We start from the raw sequence: 16,495 nt of genomic DNA, 5'->3' as shown, positions 1-16,495 counted from the left end.
CCCAGTCGGTGGCCGGGCTCTGGCGAGCGGACCGGGGCGACGGCTGACTCGGTGCCCCTTCGCCCAAGTGGCTTTGCCGGCATGGTGCTTGTCCTGACGTGGCGTCGGACGGTGGTTGAGCGGGAAACCCAGTGGCAGTCCTGGCCCGGTGGCGAGGAGTATGCCGGGCATGAGCGAACAACCAGCGCGATGGACGCAGGCGACCGTCTACCCCGATATGTGGATCGATCCGGACGATGATCCCCGTGACAGTCAGGGGCCCGGTCCGGAGGGGGAGCGTGCGACGCTTCTGGAGTTTTTGGCGAGCTATCGCATGACGCTGCGGATGAAGTGTGAGGGGCTGGACGCGGAGCAGCTGGCGCGTCGGTCGGTGCCGCCGTCGACGATGTCGCTGCTCGGGCTGGTGCGGCACCTCGCCGAGGCGGAACGGGACTGGCGGAACTGGATCTGTGACGGTGATCCGGCGCCGAAGCTGTACGGCGTGAAGGACGCGGACTTCGACGGGGTGGTCGCCGAGCAGGCCGTGGTCGATGCCGCGTATGCGGATCTGGAGCGGGAGCAGGCCGCCACCGACGCGGCGCTGGCCGGGCATCCGGATCTGGGTGCGCGGGTGGGGAGGGAAGGGATCGCGGTCCGGGAGCTGATGGTGCACCGGATCGAGGAGTACGCCCGGCACTGCGGGCATGCCGATCTGTTGCGGGAGTGTGTCGACGGGCGGGTGGGGCAGTAGGCCGCGACGTCACCGAGGGCGGCCAGTAGGGGCGGCCCCCTGGGGGCGGGGCCGTAAGGGGCGCCCGTAAGGGGGCGGCCATAAGGGTGGGGCGGCGATGGGGTGGGCTTCGGGCCGACGTGCCGGATGTCTTTCGGCGTGCTCATCATGGTCGTTCAAGGGTCGGTCGGTCGGCCGTCGGGAGGGTGGGGCGCGAAAGGGCAGGGTGTGGGCGATGGAGCTGTTTCCGGCGATCCCGTATGCGGAGTGGCGGGACACCAAAGAGACGGTTCATCGGTTCGCGCAGGTGGTGGGGAAGGTGCGGCTGGCCGCCGGGCCGCGGCGTAACCACTGGTGGAACGTGCCCTTCCATCTCACCGGGCGCGGTATCACCACGCGGCCTATGGGGCAGGTCGACGGCAATCCGCTGTTCACGATCGACTTCGACTTCGTCGGGCATCAGCTGGTCGTGGCGGTGCTGGACGGCCGGACGGTCTCGTTCCCGCTCGCCGGGCGGTCCGTGGCGGACTTCCACGACACCCTGATGGACGTGCTGGCCGGGCTGGGTATCCGGGTGCGGCTCGCCGTCCCCGGGCCGTTCGACCTGCCCGACGCCGGGCGGCCGTTCGCCGAGGACACCGAGCACGCGGTCTACGATCCCGGGCACGCCCACCGCTACTGGCGGGTGCTCAGCCAGGTGGCGGCGGTGCTGGAGGAGTTCGCCGCGGGCTATGAGGGGAAGGTCAGCCCGGTGCACCACTTCTGGCACACCTTCGACATCGCCCACACCCGGTTCTCCGGGCGGCGGGTGGACCAGCCCCGGCAGACCGACCCGGTGACCCGGGAGGCGTACTCCCGGGAGGTGGTCAGCTTCGGTTTCTGGTTCGGGGACGACGGTTTCCCCGAGCCCGCGTTCTACTCCTACACCGCGCCGGAGCCCGCTGACCTGGACAAAGAGCCGCTGCGGCCGGAGGCGGCGCGCTGGGCCGAGCGCGGCGGCAGCCACCTGGCCGTGCTGCGGTACGACGACGCGCGCGCCGCGGCGGACCCCCGTGCGGCCGTGCTCGCGTTCTACGGGAGTGCCTACCGGGCCGGTGCCGGGCTGGCCGGGTGGGACATCGAAGGGCTCGCCTGTCCGGGCGGGGTGACGGACCCCCAGCTGCGGCACGAGCAGGGCTGAGCCGGCGCCGTCGAGGGGCGCGCCTCAGACGACCGGCGGGCGGCCCAGTCTCGTCATCCGCCACACCGTGCGCCAGCGCAGCGGACGGCGCCGGCCGCACGGGGTCCGTACCCCCTCGGCGAAGCCGGCGGCCCAGGCGCGCAGGCCCGCCGCCGAAGGGCTCCGGACGGCGGTCAGCACGGCCCATACGCCCAGGTAGAGCGGCACCAGGACGGCGGGGAGGTGCCGCCGGGCCAGCCAGACGCGGTTTCTGGCGACCATGCGGTGGTAGACCGCGTGCCGGGTCGGTGAGGTGTAGGGGTGCTGGAGCACCAGCTCCGGGGCGTAGCGGATGTGCCAGCCGTCGTCCAGGGCCCGCCAGGCGAGGTCGGTCTCCTCGTGGGCGTAGAAGAAGTCGTCGGGCCAGCCGCCGATCCGGTCCAGCATCGGTACGGACAGCGCGTGCCCGCCGCCGAGGAAGGTGGTGACCAGTCCGCCGCGCGCCGGGTCGCCGGCCCGCAGCCGGGGCACGTGGCGGCGCTGGGTGCGGCCCCGCTCGTCGGCGATGCGGAAGCTCACGATCCCCAACTCCGGGTCGTCGGCGTACAGTTCCGCCAGCCGGCTGAAGACGTCCGGGGCGGTCAGCAGACCGTCGTCGTCCAGGTCGACCACCACGTCGAGGTCCCCGAGCTTGCGCAGCTCGTCGAGGGCGACATTGCGGCCGCCCGAGACCCCCAGGTTCTCGCTCAGCTCGACGCCGAGGGCGCCGTGCGGCAGCGGGGGCAGCGGGGAGCCGTTTCCGATGACCACGAGGTGAGCGGGCTGGAGGTCCTGCTTGGCGACCGAGTCCAGCAGCGCCCGCAGCTCGGCGGGACGGTTCCCCATGGTCAAGATGGCGACGCCTACGCGCAGATGACGCACAGAAGTTTGCTCCGTTCTTGGCGGTCTTGTCGGGATGCTAACCGCCGGGTGCGGCGGCCGCGTGCCACGGCGCTGCCCCGGCGACATCCGGCCGCTGAACGCTGGGGAACATCCGCGCCGCGGGCGGGGCGCCCGCGGATGCCGGGGGTGCCGGACCGGCGCACCATGGAAGGGCCGGGGGGTTCGCCCGGATGCGAGGGGGGTGGATGGAGGAAGCCCTCATGATGGAAGTCAAGACGGTCGACAAGCCGGATGAACGGCGCGACTTTCCCCGGGGTCACCTCGAAGCCCTGCACCTCACCGGACTGGACTTCGCCGTGGCCACCTTCGAGCCCGGCTGGCGCTGGTCGGAGTCGGTGGGCCCGATAGCCGGGACCGACAGCTGCGAGGTGCACCACAACTGCTTCGTGGTCCAGGGCCGGATGCGGATCAGGATGAACGACGGCGCGGAGTCCGAGGTGGGGCCCGGCGATGTCTTCGTCCTCCCGCCCGGACACGATGCCTGGATCGTCGGGGACGAGCAGTGCGTCCTGTACGACTTCGCGGGCCAGATGGCGAAGGACTACGCGAAGGGCTAGGACGGGGCTGGACAAGCGCGACGGTCAGTGGCACCGGGAGGGGCTGCGCGGGCGGAGGACCCTGCCTGACCGCGTACGGAGCGGGGCCGGGGCGCGGTGTGCGGCCGCCGCGTCGGCCGGCCGGGTGACGTGTGGTTTGCCACGCAGATCCGTATGTCTAGGAACGCGATCGGTGGGCAGGGGTGCGGGACGGTCCGGCCTGCGGAATACCTCACGGGGTGATCCCGTTGCCGCAGCCGGAGACCGACTGACAAGCGTCGACAGACCGGAAGCAGGGAAACAGGCATGAGCACCATCGAGCTCACCAAGGAAAACTTCGACGAAATCGTCTCCGCCAACGACTTCGTCCTGATCGACTTCTGGGCCGAGTGGTGCGGGCCGTGCAAGCAGTTCGGCCCGGTCTTCGAGAAGTCCTCCGAGACGCATGAGGACCTGGTCTTCGCCAAGGTCGACACGGAGGCGCAGCCCGAGCTGGCGCAGGCCCTCCAGATCCAGTCCATCCCGACCGTGATGATCGTCCGGGAGAACATCGCGGTCTTCGCGCAGCCCGGCGCGCTGCCCGCCGAGGCCCTGGAGGACGTCATCGGCCAGGCCCGCGCCCTGGACATGGACGAGGTCCGCGCCTCGGTCGCCGAGGCCCAGCAGGCCGAACAGGCCGGGGCCGAGCAGGGGCAGCAGGCGCAGGGCTCGTGAGCGACCTCCTTCTGGTCCGGCACGGCGAGACCGAGTGGAGCAGGGACGGCCGGCACACCAGCTGGACCGACCTGCCGCTGACCGCCACCGGTGAGGAGCAGGCCCGCGCACTGCGGCCGCTGCTGTCGGACCGGAAGATCGGGCAGGTGTACGCCAGCCCGATGGAGCGGGCGCTGCGCACCGCCGAGCTGGCGGGCCTCGCCCGCCCGCAGATCGACGCCGACCTGCGGGAATGGGACTACGGCGGCTATGAGGGCATCACCAGCGCCGAGATCCACCGCAGCCGGCCCGGCTGGTATCTGTTCTCCGACGGCGTCGCCGAGGGGCCGGCGGAGCATCCGGGGGAGTCGCCCGAGCAGGTCGGGGCGCGCGCCGACCGGGTACTGGCGCGGCTCGCGCCACAGCTCGCCGCCGACGAGGGCGATGTGGCGCTGGTGGCGCACGCGCACTTCCTGCGGGTGCTGGCCGCCCGCAGGCTCGGGCTGCCGCCCGCCGCCGGGGGCCTCTTCACCTTCGAGACCGCGACGGTCGGCATCCTGGGAACCGAGCACGACCGGCCCGCGGTCGTCGCCTGGAACGCCCGCAGTCTGTGACGCCGGCGGGCCCGGGGCCGTGAGCGCCGGGCCGTACGCCCGGAGACCCGGGGACGCGGCCGCCGGCCGACTACGGGCTACGGGCTACGGGTCCATCGGGTCGAGGTGCAGGGGCTGCACCTTGCCCTCGATCATGGCGCCGAGGCCCATGACGGCACAGGTGTCGGGGTGGTCCGCGGTGTGCACCGGCATGTTCGTGGCCTGATGGATCATCGGCTCCAGGCCGGGGATCAGGGCGCTGCCGCCCGCGAGCACGATGCCGCGCTCCCCGAGGTCGGCCACCAGATCCGGCGGGCAGCGGCGCAGCACCGCCCCGATGCCGTCGAGGATCGAGGTCAGCGGGGTGGTGATGGCGTCCCGCACCCGCTCGGTGTCGACATGTACGGAGCGCGCCATCCCGCTGACCACGTCCCGGCCGTGCACCTCGGTGGAGCCGGGGGTGATCCCGTCGCCACCGGAGAGGATCAGCTGCAGCGGGCGTACCGCCTGCCCCGCCAGCATCAGTTCGTGGTGCAGCCGCAGATGCTGGACGACCGCGTGGTCGATGGCGTTGCCGCCCACCGGAACGGTCTCCGCCGACACGATCGAACCGAGCGAGAGCACCGCGACCTGCGTGGTTCCGGCGCCGCACACCACGATCATGGTCGCCTCGGGCTGCTCCACCGGAAGCCCCGACCCCACCGCGGCGGCGACCAGGGTGTCGACCAGCTCCACCCGCCGCGCCCCGAGCCCGGTGAGCGTCTCCACGGCGGCCCGCTGGGCCAGCGGCTCACTGCCGTACGGGAGGCAGACCGCGGCCCGCATCGAGGGGCGGCGCCGCCAGGTCCGGCGCAGCTTGTCGCCGACCAGGGTCCGCAGCAGCCGCTGCGCCATGTCGATGTCGACGATGGTGCCGTTGGAGACCGGGCGCACCACGCGGATGTAGTCGGGGGTGCGGCCGTCCATCACCTCGGCCTGGGCGCCGACGGCCAGCAGCGCCCCGCTGCGGGTGTTGATGGCGGCCACGGTCGGTTCGTCGACGACCAGCCCATGGTTCTTCACATACACCCTGGTCCGGGCCGCGCCGATGTCGATGGCGGCCGAACAGCGCCGCAATTGGGCGAGGCTGATGGTCATGGGTGATTCCTCCCCGATGGGCCGGTGTGGACGAAGCGCTCGCGCGGCCGGTTCGCAGGGACCGCTCGAGCGCCATCCTCCGGTCGCGCGCGGGGCGCCGCCCGCTGGACGGGTCCGCCCGGGGGACGGGGGCGGGGCGGTTGCGGCGAAGGGGTGACACGGCGGGGAGAAGCCGGTGCGGCGGCCCCTCAGCCGGTCAGCCGCTGATACAGCCCCCAGGTGAACTCGGGGACGATCTCCCGCGGGGTGCCGTCGGGGCCGGGCGCGGTGCAGGCCAGCCGCCAGCGGGTGGGGGCACTGCCCTCCATGGGGCGGGCCGGGGCGAAGGCGCGGGCGACCTCGTCGACGGTGCACGACCAGGGCGTCAGATCCGCTGTGGTGCGCAGGTCGGGGCCGGTGGCGCCGGGTGCCCGGACGAGCCAGGCGTTCCAGACGGCGCCCCGGCCGCCGGTGAGGACCTCGAACCGCAGGCCGGGCCAGAGCGGGACCGGCCAGGTCAGGGCCTCGCAGTGCAGATCGCCGATCCGGCGGGCGGTCACGCTCTCCGGGGTGCCGAGCAGCGCACGATACGGCCGGAGGCCGCCGGGCGCGCGCGGGGCGTGCATCCGCGCCTGCCAGCGGCGGTTGGCCTCGCGCATCGTGGCGCGGGAGACACCCAGGGTGCGCAGCGCGTCCTCGACCAGCCCGGGGTGGTGGTCGGCCATCCTGCGCAGCAGGACGAGCTGGAAGGCGACCGGTCCGGGCGGACCGGAGGGCGGGTCAGTGTCCGTGGTCGGGTCCATGAGGGACATGGTGGGGGACGGCGCGGGCGGCGGGGCGGCCGGGTCGCTCGCCGTCGGGCAGGAAGAGCACGGAGTTGACGTAGCGGCGGTGCGGGGCGAGGGAGCGGCGCAGCAGCCCGTGCTCGGCGACCTGGCAGGTGCGGGACTGGTGGCCGGGCAGATCGAAGGCGTCCAGCGGCAGCCAGCGGTCGTCCGGCAGGACCCAGCCGCGGTAGCCACGGGCGGCAGTCCAGTCCAGTACGGGCCCGAGGGGCTGGATGCGGGTCTCCAACTCGACGAACAGTGCCGGGAGTTGGTGCGCGACGGTGTCGGCGGCACCGCGCAGTACCGACAGCTCCGCGCCCTCCGCGTCGATCTTGATGAGGGTGACGGACGCCAGCCGCAGCGCGTCCAGCGGGAGACAGGGCACCTCCAGGGCGGCGGTGTGCAGCTCACGGCGGACGAGCGAGGAGACCCCGCGGTCGCCGCGGCCGTCCGCGGGCAGCCAGAGGGTGGCGCACCCGGTGCGGTCGGTGGCCGCGGCGGACACCACCTCGACATGCGCGGGAGTGACCGAGGCGAGCAGACGCGCCAGGTGGGGCACCGGTTCGAGGGTGACGACCCGGTCGGCGCGGCGGGCCAGCCGCCGGGTCCACGGGCCGTACCACCCGCCGACGTCGACGGCCGTGCCGCCGGGCGGGCAGAAGTCGGCGAGCCGACGCAGCTCCGGCTCGAACCGCGGATAGAGCCCGGCGGCCAGCGCCGACACCAGCCGGGCCGGCAGCCGGGGCGCCAGCCGCGCGGCCAGCGTCACGACCCCGGCTCGCGGTCGGCGAGCCGGCCGAGCGCGCGGGTGTGCTCGGCGTCGGTGAGCGGTTCGCCGGAGGAGGGCAGCAGCTGGGGGATGCCGTCGAGGACCGGGTAGCGGCGGCGCAGCCGGGGGTTGTAGAGGGCGTCACCGGGGGCGAGCAGCGACAGCGGGCCCTTGTCGAGCGGGCAGACGAGGATCTTCAGCAGCGGGTCATCGGGTGTCATGAGGCAACTCCGGGGTCTTGGTGGGGGACGCGGGGGCGGGCGGGTCGTGGCGGGGCAGCGCGAGCAGGACCGCCACGGCGACCGCGGTGCCGCCCAGCCGCAGCGCCCGGCGCAGCGGATCGGCGGGCAGCGGCTCACCGAACGCCACGGTGCCGCAGACGACGGTGAACACACAGGTCACGGTGGTGCAGACGGGGACGATCACAGAGGCCCGGCAGCGTTGCAGCGCGGTCTGGGACAGCACCAGACCGGCGGCCCCGGTGACGAGCAGCAGGTACGGGTAGGGCGAGCCGAACAGCCGCTCGGCCACGGCCGGGATGTCCCGGGTGGTCAGCAGCCCGGAGACGCCCTTGATGGCCAGCGAGCTGACCCCGTAGAGCAGGCCGACGGCGACCCCGTAGGGGACACCCGCCGTCGGCAGCCGGTGACGACGGCGGGCGCGCCGCTCCGCCGAGCGGTACAGCAGCAGCCCGGCGGCCAGCGACGGCACCGCGATCAGCAGCAGGGTGGCGGGCGGCGCGGTGCGGGCGACGGCCCCGGCGCCCTCGCCCCGGAGGGAGGCGACGACCAGCGCCAGCGCCACCAGAACCGCCAGGATGCTCCGCCGCTCCCGGCCGCTGGTCCGCTCGCCCAGCACCACCGAGGACAGCAGCAGAAGCAGCACCAGGCCGGAGACGAACAGGCCCTGGGCGGCGGCGAGCGGCAGCGTGCGGTACACGGCGAGCTGGGCGGCGAACCCGGCGGCCAGTGCCAGCGAACCGGCCAGCCACAGCGGGCTGGACAGCAGCCGGCCGACGACCCGTACGGGCTGCCGGGTGCTCAGCGCGGGCAGTCCGGCCAGTGCGCGCTTCTCCAGCACGAAGCCGGTGCTGTACAGGACGTTGGCGAGCAGCGCGGACGCCACGCCCCACCACGGCACCGCGTTACTCCCTTCCCCGGCGGGCGTGCGCGAGCAGGATGGAGGCCAGCGACGGGACATGGCAGGCGGCGCGGTCCACAGGGCGCAGCGGCCGCGGCACATCGTGGTACGGAGCGCCGGCGATCCGTACGGCCTCGAACCCGGACGCGGCCAGGAAGCCGCGCAGCGCACGGGCCGTGTAGAGCCGCAGATGGCCGACGACCTGGGTGCCCGGCCGGCCGTGGACGCGGCGCATGCTCACCTCCGAGAAGACGGGCTGGACCCCGGCGAGCAGCAGCCCGCGGTTGTACCAGGCGGCGAGGTTGGGGGTGGAGAGCAGCAGATGGCCGCCGGGGCGCAGGACCCGGCGCAGCTCGTCCAGGGCGGCGTCGGGGTCCACGAGATGCTCGATGACCTCACTGAAGAGGACGGCGTCCGCGGAGCCGGACGCGAACGGCAGCCCCCCGTCGGTGAGTTCCCCGCGCACCGCACAGGGGAGCCGGGTCCGGGCGCGGCGCAGGGCGTCCTGCGACCAGTCGACGCCGACCAGCCGGTGACCGGTGAGCAGTTCCGCCGCGGTGGCCGCCGCCGAGCCGTCGCCGCAGCCGATGTCCAGGATGGTGGCGGCCGGGGCACCGGGCCCTGCGGGGCCCAGGGCGCGGGCCAGCAGCCGGGCCTGCCGCCGGCTGCGGGCGGCGCCGGAGGCGACCGGCACGGCGGGGTTCTCGTAGAAGTCCCGCAGCGTGGCGGGGGGCCGGGTCACCGGGCCGCTCCGCCGGTCCAGGCGGTGGCGGCGAGCGAGGAGCGGAACAGGGCACCGAGCCGGGCGCCGGCCGCGTCGTCCAGGAGAGCCGGGGACCAGCGCAGCGCCAGCTGGATGCGGCCGGCCACGGAGACGGTGGTGACGGTGAGGCCGCGCGGCATCCGGGCCGGCGCGGAGAACCACACCGCGGTCGGGCGGCCGGCCGCCCCGAAGTCCAGCGGGTAGGGAATCCGGCCGATGTTGGACAGGAGGGTGGTGGAGGTCCAGGGCGCGGCGGCGGCGCGCAGCGCACGGGTGACCGCGCCGCGCAGCCCGACCGGGAGGACGGGCGCCGTCAACACCACGGAGGCGAAGCCGAGTTGGCGCCCCGGGGGTGCGGCCTTGAGGGCGCGGGTGCGGGCGGCGGTGCGCCGCAGCAGCCGGGCCACCGCCTCCGGGTCGGGCGGATCGGCGGTCAGCGGCCCGGCGTCCCTGCGCTCCTCCGGGCCGAAGCCGACCGTCAGCAGCCGGGTGCCGTTGCCGATGGGCATCTCGGCGCCGCGCGGCCGGTCGTCGACGGGCATGGTGAGGACGACGGGGGCGGCGGCCGGGCCGTGCGGGCCGCCCGGGGCGTGCAGCCGGTTCCAGCGGGCCACCATCAGCCAGGTGGCGACCAGGAGTTGGTCGTTGACGGTGTACGGCGCCACCCGTCCCGGTGCGCGCGGCGGCCGGGCCGGAATCGGCAGTTCGGTCAGGAGCATGCCGTTGCCCGGCCGGCCGGTGCGGGGAACGCGGCCGGGGGCGGCGGCGATACGGGCCGGCCGGGAGAAACGCGGCCCGGCGTCCGGCACGTCGTCGGCCTGCGGCCGCTCCGTACGGGGACCGGCGGCGCGCACGGGCGGCGGGGCGGGGGAGTTGTCGGCGCCGCTGTACAGCTCGGCGGCGGTGGCCAGCACCCGCAGACAGGCCGGACCGTCCAGCGCGGTGTGGTGCAGGGTGAGGAGCAGGACGGTGCCGCCGTCCGCCTGCGCGATCACCGTCAGCCGTACGGGAGGTGAGGCGTGCAGCGGCGGGCTGTCGTCGAGCGCGCGCTGCCGGGCGCGGGCCAGCGCGTCCGGGCCGGGCGGCGGGAAGTCGACCGGGTCCACGTCCGGGGCGGCGGTCAGCTGCCAGGTGTAGCGGCGGTGCCACCAGCGGACCGGCGCCTGGCGCATCAGGACGCGCGGATGGCGGGCGAGCGCCCGGTGGAACGCGGTGCGCAGCCGGGCGGGGTCGATCCGCCCGGGGAGGTGCACCTCGATGTGCACGGTCTCCGGATGGCCCTCGTCCAGACAGTGCCGGGAGACCTCGTCCACGACGGGGAAGGGGACGCGGGCCACGACGATGCCGCGGCTCGGCTCGTTGATGCCGTGGCTTTGCTGCCCGATGCCGTGGCTCTGCTCCCCCCCACCCCCGAACCCACCCCCCGCCCCCTCCCCCGAAGGGGGAGAGGGGGAGGGGGCGGGGGAGAACGCGGCGGGGCTGCTGGGGTTGGTGGGTGTGTCGGGGGCACAGGGGTTGGTGGGTGCGGCGGGGCTGCGGGGGTTGGTGGGTGCGGTGGGGCTGCCAGGGTCGGTGGGTGTGTCGGGGCCACAGGTGTTGGTGGGTGTGCCAGGGCTGCTGGGGTTGGTGGGTGTGCCAGGGCCGCGGCGGTTGGGGGGTGCGTCAGGGCCACAGGGGTTGATGGGTGTGCCGGGGCTGCTGGGTTTGGTGGGTGTGCCGGCGCCGCTGGGCGGTCCGTGTCGGCGGGTGGGCGCATCTGGCCAGCCGGCGGGCGGTTCGTGTCTGCCGACGGGCTCGGCGTCCCGGCCGTCGGGCTCGGCGCTCCGGCCGTCGGGTGCGGCGTCCCGGCCGGGCGGTGGTTCTCGTCGCTCGTCGGAGGGCTCGGTCTGGCCCTTGGACGGTTCGCCCCATTGGCCGGGTGGTTCGTGCCCGGCCGGTTGCCGTGTGGTCATCGGGTGGTGTCCTTCCCGCTGTTGTGGGTCGGCGGTGCGGGAGCGCTGTGGAGCGGCGGTGTGGCCCGGCTGTCGCCCGGTGGTACGGGACCGCCCGGCCAGGGGCCCGTCCGCTCGGCCCAGTTCGGGCCGGCGCCCGGTGTTCGTCCCTGGGCCACGATCGGCCGCCCGACCGCTACCGCGCCGCCGTCCCCGTCACCGTCCCGGTCGCTGCCCCCGTCCCGCACCCGGCGCGGAAGTGGCGGCGGCTCGTCGGGGCCGGGCGGATCAGCCGGCCCCGATGCTCCGGGCGCTCCGGACGCTCCCGACGCTCCGGACGAGCCCTCCCGTGCCCCGTCCGTATCGGGCCCCGCCCGCTCCGGAGAGGCCGGCTCCCGAACCGCCCCGCCCGGCATCGTGACCACCGCTGCCGCCAGGGCCAGCAGGGCCGCTGCCTGTGCGGTGGCGCTGAAGGCGCCCTGGCCGGCGGCGTGGGGTGCGCCCGCTCCCAGGGCCGCGATGATGCCGGCGGTCACCATCGCCAGCAGGGCCAGGGGGAGCAGGAGTTGGGGGCGGAAGCGGGCCAGGAGGGCCAGGGCCGGCACGATCAGGGCGTAGGGCCCGGAGGCCAGGGCGAGTACCGCGGTGAGTGCCAGGACGCCCAGGACCCAGGAGGGGGCGGGCGGGGGCGCCGGTGCGGGCGGCGGGGTGCGGGGGGTGCGGCGGACGAGGGCGGAGACGAGCAGGAGCGCGAGCCCGAGGGCGCCGCCGGCCAGGCCCAGTCCGTAGGTGACGGCCGGGGCGTAGGAGAGGGTGACGGTTCCGCCGGAGCCGGCCGGGACGAGGAAGGCCTGCTGCCAGCCGTCCACCCGGAGCGGGGTGAGCGGGCGGCCGTCGAGCGTGGCCTGCCAGCCGTCGTTGGCGTTCTCGTGCAGCTGGAGGTAGACGGCCCGGCCCGCGCCGACCGTCACACTGCGGCGGTCGCCCGCCCAGTCCTTCACGGCGACCTTCCGCTCGGGGGCGTCAGCTCCCTGCTCCGGAGGAGAGTCCTTCCGCTCCGCGGCCGTCGGCTCGCTCTCCGCCCCGTCGCCCACGGCCCGCGTGTCGCCCCGTCGCAGGGTGACCTCGGTCAGTGCCAGCGGCCCCTGGTCGCCCGCCTCCACCCGGTGGCGTCCGGAGGGGAGTTGCAGGCTTCCGTCACGGGCCGGGCCGGCGCACGGGCGGACCGTGACCGGGCGGCGTTCGGTGAGGTCGCGGACGTATCCGGAGGCCTGGGTGGTGTGCAGGACGCCGTCGACGGCGAGCATCGGGCCCTGGCCGCAGCCGACCGAGAAGCGGGCGCCGGCGGCGGGCCGCGGGGTGCGGTAGCCGTCGAGTGCGGGGATATGGATCTCGCTGAGTCCGACCGGGAGCTGGAGTGCCTGGCCGGCGACCGGGTTGTGCAGGGTCAGCGGTGTGACCTTGCTGAGGGTGAGGTCGAGGCGGTCGGTGGTGATCGGGTCGAAGCGGGCCTGGCCGTTCTCGTCGACGCCCGCGGTGGCCGCGCCGTCCGGCGAGTTGATGAGGATCTGTTCCGGCCGGGTGGCGAGGCCGCCGGCCGCGGCCAGCACGATCTGGTCGATCTTCTTCCGGCCGGGCCAGCGCAGATGCAGCGTCGGCCGGTCGCCGGCGATCCAGGCGGTGGTGAGATCGCCGTCGACGAGGTTGCGGGGGCTGAGCGACTGCCCGAAGCCGAAGCCGGTGGAGTCGGCGGTGGCGGTGATCCGGTCCCGCTGTTCCGGTGCGATGCGGTCCAGGAGCCGGTCGAGTTCGGGGCCGGGTACGGGCAGCGCCGTACCGGAGATCCGGTACGGGGCGGCGGCGCCGGTGCGGAACTGGCGGTGCAGTCCGGTCTCCGCGGAGACCGGGGAGAGCCCGCCCGGGTCGCTGCCGCGGTGCAGCGAGAGGACCTCGGCGGGTGCGCCGGACCGCTCGGTGTCGGTGGGGAGTTGCAGCAGCCGGGTGACCTGGACGCCGGGTACGGAGATCTCCCGGAAGCCGGCGCCGGAGAGCCCGGCGCGCGGGGTCTGCGAGCCGAGGATCGTCACCTTCAGCCAGGCCGCCCGCCCGGCCGGGGCCTTGACCCGCTGGGGCGTCCCGTCGGGGCGCAGGGTGCCGGTGGTGCTGCCGCGGTCGGTCTCCACCCGTACGGAGGTCGGGGCGGCGCGCAGCCCGTCCCCGGGCAGCGGGGTGAGGGACAGCGCGGACGGGAGGGTGACGGGCCGGGTGAACGCGACCCGCACCCACTGGCCGACGGGGGCCCCGGCGCTGCCTTCCGCCCAGGCGGTGTCGGGGTTGCCGTCGAAGGCGTTGACCGGGTCGTACTGCGGCAGGTGGAAGAGCCAGTTGCCGCTGGTGGAGGCGGTGACCGAGGACGCGCCGCGGAGGACGGCGGTGGTCTGGTGGCCGGGGCCGGTGGTCGGCAGGATCTGCCGGGGCGGGCGGCCGGGGTCCTGGACGCTGCCGGGGTGGTTCCGCTCGCCGGCGGTGTAGGTGTACGAGGTGTTGCTGTTGACCAGGCCGAAGCGGGTGTCGGCGCGGCGCAGGCCGTCGGCGGTCAGCTGGAGCGGCGGGGTGCCGAGGCCGGGGTGGCGGTCACCGGTCAGCACGGTGGCGCGGCGGCGCAGCGTCGGGTCGGCGGACAGCTGGAGGAGGGCTTCGGGGCCGCCGCTGAGCTGGGCGGTGTCCGCGACGGCCCGGGTGGTGACCGGGCCGGGTTCGGGGGTGCCGGCCGGCCGGTAGATCTCGACGGCGCGCTGGCGCGGGTAGAGGCCCTGGACCTGGAGGGGCGCCCCGGAGGGGATGCGGCCGCCGGTGGTCAGCGGGCCGAAGGCGGCCGCCTTGCGGTAGCCGGAGGCCTGCAGGGTGCGTTTGACGGTCTGCGGGGGGACGTAGCCGATCTGGTCCGGGTCGAGGTCGTTGCGGACGACCACGTCGTGCAGTCCGGCCCGGCCCAAGTAGTCGCGCAGCCCCGGCACTTGCGCGCCGGTGAGCAGGGCCTGTTCGACGGCGTCCAGGGTGCGGCGGGCGCCCGGGGTGCTGAACGGGACGAAGTCGCGCTGCGCCCAGGGGGAGGTGGCGAGCACGTCGAACGGTTCGTCGATGGGGGAGCCCCAGGTGTAGAGGCCGTGCGCGGTCGCGGGGACGACCAGGGCGCGGCTGTGCGGGGAGTGCTTCTGGAGCCAGGCGGCGGCCCGTTGCCAGGAGTCGGGCAGTTCGGTGAAGGCGCCGGGCTGGAGGACGGTGCCGGTGAGGAAGGGCAGCGCGAGGGCGGGCAGCACGAGGAGCGCGGTGAGCAGCGGGAGGCGGCGGCGGGCGGGGAGCCGCCGGGTGCCGCGGCGTTCGGTGGCGATGGCGAGCAGATGCGCCAGGCCCAGGGTGAGCGCCAGCGCCAGGCCCGGGGTGAACTTGTAGATGTTGCGGAACGGGCGCAGCCAGCCGTTGAGCCAGTCCTGCCACAGGCCGTGCAGCGGTCCGCCGAGCGCGCCGCCGTACCCGGCCAGCGCGATCAGCGCCACGGCCAGCACGGTCAGCAGCAGCCAGCGCCGCTCGGGCAGGTCCCGGCGGGCGAGCCCGGCCAGGCCGAGCGCCGCGGCCAGCGCCGAACCGAGCACCGCGTACGGCCGGGCCGTCATGGTCCAGCCGGCCGGCAGCCAGGGTTCGCCGAAGTCGAGGTAGCCGACCCAGTTGCCGGCGCCGCGCAGCAGCTCGGTGGCGGACATGGTGCCGGTGGTGGTGTCGGCCTGCTCGATGAACGGCATGAAGTTCTCGCCGTGCAGGCCGAGCATCAGCAGCGGCACCACCCACCAGGCGGTGGCCAGCACGACGCCGGGCAGCCACCAGGCGAGCAGCCTCGCCCGGCGCGGCCCCGTGCGCGACAGCAGATACAGGCCGGCGGGCAGCAGCGAGGCCAGCGTCGAGGCCGCGTTGACGCCGCCCATGAAGGGGATCAGCAGCGCCGAGCGGGTGGCCGCGATCCGCGCGCTGACCTGCGGGTTGGTCAGTGGCAGCAGCACCCACGGCAGCAGCGCGCCGGGCAGTGCGGCGGCGGAGGTGGAGCCGATGACGAGGGTGAAGGTTGGCCACAGGGCGTAGCAGGCGGCGGCCAGGAGGCGGGCCGGCGGGGTGCCGGTGCGGAGCCGTTCGGCGAGCCGCAGCGCACCCCAGAACGCGGCCGTGACGATCAGCGACATCCACAGCCGCTCGGCCAGCCACACCGGGACCTGGGCGAGATCGGCCAGGCCGTAGTAGGGGAGCGTGGGGAAGGCGTAGCCGATGTACTGGTCGGCGATGCCGCCGAAGCCCGCCCGGTCGTGCCACAGCTGCCCGAGGTCGGCGAGGAACCGCCACGGGTCGGTGGCCACCCCCAGCTTGGTCTCGAACGTCATCTTCCCCGGCGCGGGCGCGAGGAAGCCGGCCAGCGCGAGCGCCCAGAACGCGAACAGCCAGCGTCTGCGCCGGGGAGGGCCGGGCGGCGGCGCGGGCGCGGGCACCGGCCGTCCCCCGGTGTCGGGCGAACCGGGGGACGGGAACGGCCTCAGGGTCTGGGTCATGGCAACCGCCGGAGGATGAGGAGGAGGTTCCAGGTGGCGACCTCCCGGACGCCCGGGAGGCGGGGGAGGGCCTCGGCGAGGAACGGCGCGTAGCGGGAGCGGGCGCTGACCACGGCGATGTCGTCCCTGGCCCGTACCTGGCGCAGGGTGCGGCCGATGTGCACCGCGAACAGGTTGACGCCCAGGGTGTGTTTGGCCGGGTGGCCGGTGCGCCGCAGGTAGCGGGCGCGGGCCCGCTCGGCGCCCAGGTAGTGCCAGGGCGCGGTCTCGTGGCCGCCCCAGGGGGAGAACCAGTTGGTGAAGGCGACGTAGATCAGCCCGCCGGGGCGGGTGACCCGGATCAGCTCGCTGAGGAAGGTCTGCGGGTCGGCGACGTGTTCCAGGACGTTGGAGGAGAAGCAGATGTCGACGGCGCCGTCGGCGAGCGGCAGCAGGTAGCCGTCGGCGACCACGGCGCCCTCGGGCGGCGGGCCGTGCGCGGTCAGCTCGGCCGTGTCGGGTTCGAAGAGCCAGCCCGCGGCGCCGCGGCGGCGGAACTCCGCGGTGAAGTAGCCGCTGCCGCCGCCGACATCGGCGACCACCGCGTCCCGCAGCGGCACATACCGCTCGATCTGGTCGGCGGCGTCCCGGGCGAGCAGCCGGTAGCAGTGCCCGGGGTCGGTCCGCTCCCGGAGGAAGGCCCGGAAGAGGGTGGCTGATCTGCGCAGCGAGGGGTCGCGCACCGG

15 protein-coding genes are annotated in these 16,495 nt (G+C 75.0%); 5 read left to right on the top strand and 10 right to left on the bottom strand.

Annotated features, from left to right (window positions below):
• Positions 1-160: 160 nt before the first annotated feature.
• Positions 161-730 carry a DinB family protein gene (locus ACGFN2_RS12585; protein ID WP_362606506.1) on the top strand — a complete coding sequence of 190 codons (570 nt, stop codon included), beginning with the start codon at positions 161-163 and terminating at the stop codon, positions 728-730.
• Between the two features lie 214 nt (positions 731-944).
• Positions 945-1,889 (top strand): DUF5996 family protein, encoded by a 945-nt coding sequence (locus tag ACGFN2_RS12580; RefSeq protein ID WP_362606508.1) that lies wholly within the window; start codon positions 945-947, stop codon positions 1,887-1,889.
• Between the two features lie 24 nt (positions 1,890-1,913).
• Here the strand turns inward: ACGFN2_RS12580 and ACGFN2_RS12575 are convergent, their stop codons facing one another.
• Positions 1,914-2,789 carry a glycosyltransferase family 2 protein gene (locus ACGFN2_RS12575; protein ID WP_362606510.1) on the bottom strand — a complete coding sequence of 292 codons (876 nt, stop codon included), beginning with the start codon at positions 2,787-2,789 and terminating at the stop codon, positions 1,914-1,916.
• Between the two features lie 221 nt (positions 2,790-3,010).
• Between ACGFN2_RS12575 and ACGFN2_RS12570 the strand changes: the two genes are divergently transcribed.
• The 3 genes from ACGFN2_RS12570 (at position 3,011) to ACGFN2_RS12560 (ending at position 4,653) form a co-directional block, all read left to right on the top strand.
• Positions 3,011-3,367, top strand: coding sequence for a cupin domain-containing protein (locus tag ACGFN2_RS12570; protein WP_362606513.1), 357 nt, complete (start codon positions 3,011-3,013; stop codon positions 3,365-3,367).
• A gap of 285 nt (positions 3,368-3,652) precedes the next feature.
• On the top strand, positions 3,653-4,060 hold the full coding sequence (trxA, locus tag ACGFN2_RS12565) for a thioredoxin (RefSeq protein ID WP_362606515.1): 408 nt from the start codon (positions 3,653-3,655) through the stop codon (positions 4,058-4,060).
• A complete protein-coding gene (locus ACGFN2_RS12560) occupies positions 4,057-4,653 on the top strand; it encodes a histidine phosphatase family protein (protein WP_362606517.1) in 597 nt (198 codons plus the stop codon). Before trxA ends, ACGFN2_RS12560 begins: the two co-directional genes overlap by 4 nt.
• Positions 4,654-4,737: 84 nt before the next feature.
• On the opposite strand, the gene ACGFN2_RS12555 is transcribed toward ACGFN2_RS12560, so the two are convergent.
• The 9 genes from ACGFN2_RS12555 to ACGFN2_RS12515 form a co-directional block, all read right to left on the bottom strand.
• Entirely contained in the window at positions 4,738-5,769 is a 1,032-nt protein-coding gene (locus ACGFN2_RS12555) for a rod shape-determining protein (RefSeq protein WP_362606520.1), read from the bottom strand.
• Between the two features lie 188 nt (positions 5,770-5,957).
• On the bottom strand, positions 5,958-6,551 hold the full coding sequence (locus ACGFN2_RS12550; RefSeq protein ID WP_362606523.1) for a hypothetical protein: 594 nt from the start codon (positions 6,549-6,551) through the stop codon (positions 5,958-5,960).
• A complete protein-coding gene (locus ACGFN2_RS12545; protein ID WP_362606525.1) occupies positions 6,529-7,344 on the bottom strand; it encodes an FkbM family methyltransferase in 816 nt (271 codons plus the stop codon). The genes ACGFN2_RS12550 and ACGFN2_RS12545 overlap by 23 nt, the downstream gene beginning before the upstream one ends.
• A complete protein-coding gene (locus tag ACGFN2_RS12540; protein ID WP_393359696.1) occupies positions 7,341-7,565 on the bottom strand; it encodes a Trm112 family protein in 225 nt (74 codons plus the stop codon). Before ACGFN2_RS12540 ends, ACGFN2_RS12545 begins: the two co-directional genes overlap by 4 nt.
• Positions 7,552-8,484 carry a DMT family transporter gene (locus ACGFN2_RS12535; protein WP_393359694.1) on the bottom strand — a complete coding sequence of 311 codons (933 nt, stop codon included), beginning with the start codon at positions 8,482-8,484 and terminating at the stop codon, positions 7,552-7,554. The genes ACGFN2_RS12540 and ACGFN2_RS12535 overlap by 14 nt, the downstream gene beginning before the upstream one ends.
• A 4-nt stretch (positions 8,485-8,488) precedes the next feature.
• The gene (locus tag ACGFN2_RS12530; RefSeq protein WP_362606532.1) at positions 8,489-9,226 is read right to left on the bottom strand and encodes a class I SAM-dependent methyltransferase; all 738 of its coding nucleotides are present in this window, start codon (positions 9,224-9,226) and stop codon (positions 8,489-8,491) included.
• A complete protein-coding gene (locus ACGFN2_RS12525; protein ID WP_393359850.1) occupies positions 9,223-10,632 on the bottom strand; it encodes a condensation protein in 1,410 nt (469 codons plus the stop codon). The genes ACGFN2_RS12530 and ACGFN2_RS12525 overlap by 4 nt, the downstream gene beginning before the upstream one ends.
• Before the next feature lie 563 nt (positions 10,633-11,195).
• Positions 11,196-15,770, bottom strand: coding sequence for an alpha-(1->3)-arabinofuranosyltransferase family protein (locus ACGFN2_RS12520; RefSeq protein ID WP_393359692.1), 4,575 nt, complete (start codon positions 15,768-15,770; stop codon positions 11,196-11,198).
• Positions 15,767-16,492: a class I SAM-dependent methyltransferase gene (locus ACGFN2_RS12515; RefSeq protein ID WP_393359690.1), complete on the bottom strand. Its 726-nt coding sequence runs from the start codon at positions 16,490-16,492 to the stop codon at positions 15,767-15,769. Before ACGFN2_RS12515 ends, ACGFN2_RS12520 begins: the two co-directional genes overlap by 4 nt.
• Positions 16,493-16,495 lie beyond the last annotated feature (3 nt).

This window comes from Streptomyces sp. NPDC048612, from assembly GCF_043199295.1.
In the GTDB taxonomy this organism is placed as follows: Bacteria; Actinomycetota; Actinomycetes; order Streptomycetales; family Streptomycetaceae; genus Streptomyces.
Note: the sequence above shows the minus strand (reverse complement) of the source record. Positions and strands in the feature narration are given on the sequence as shown.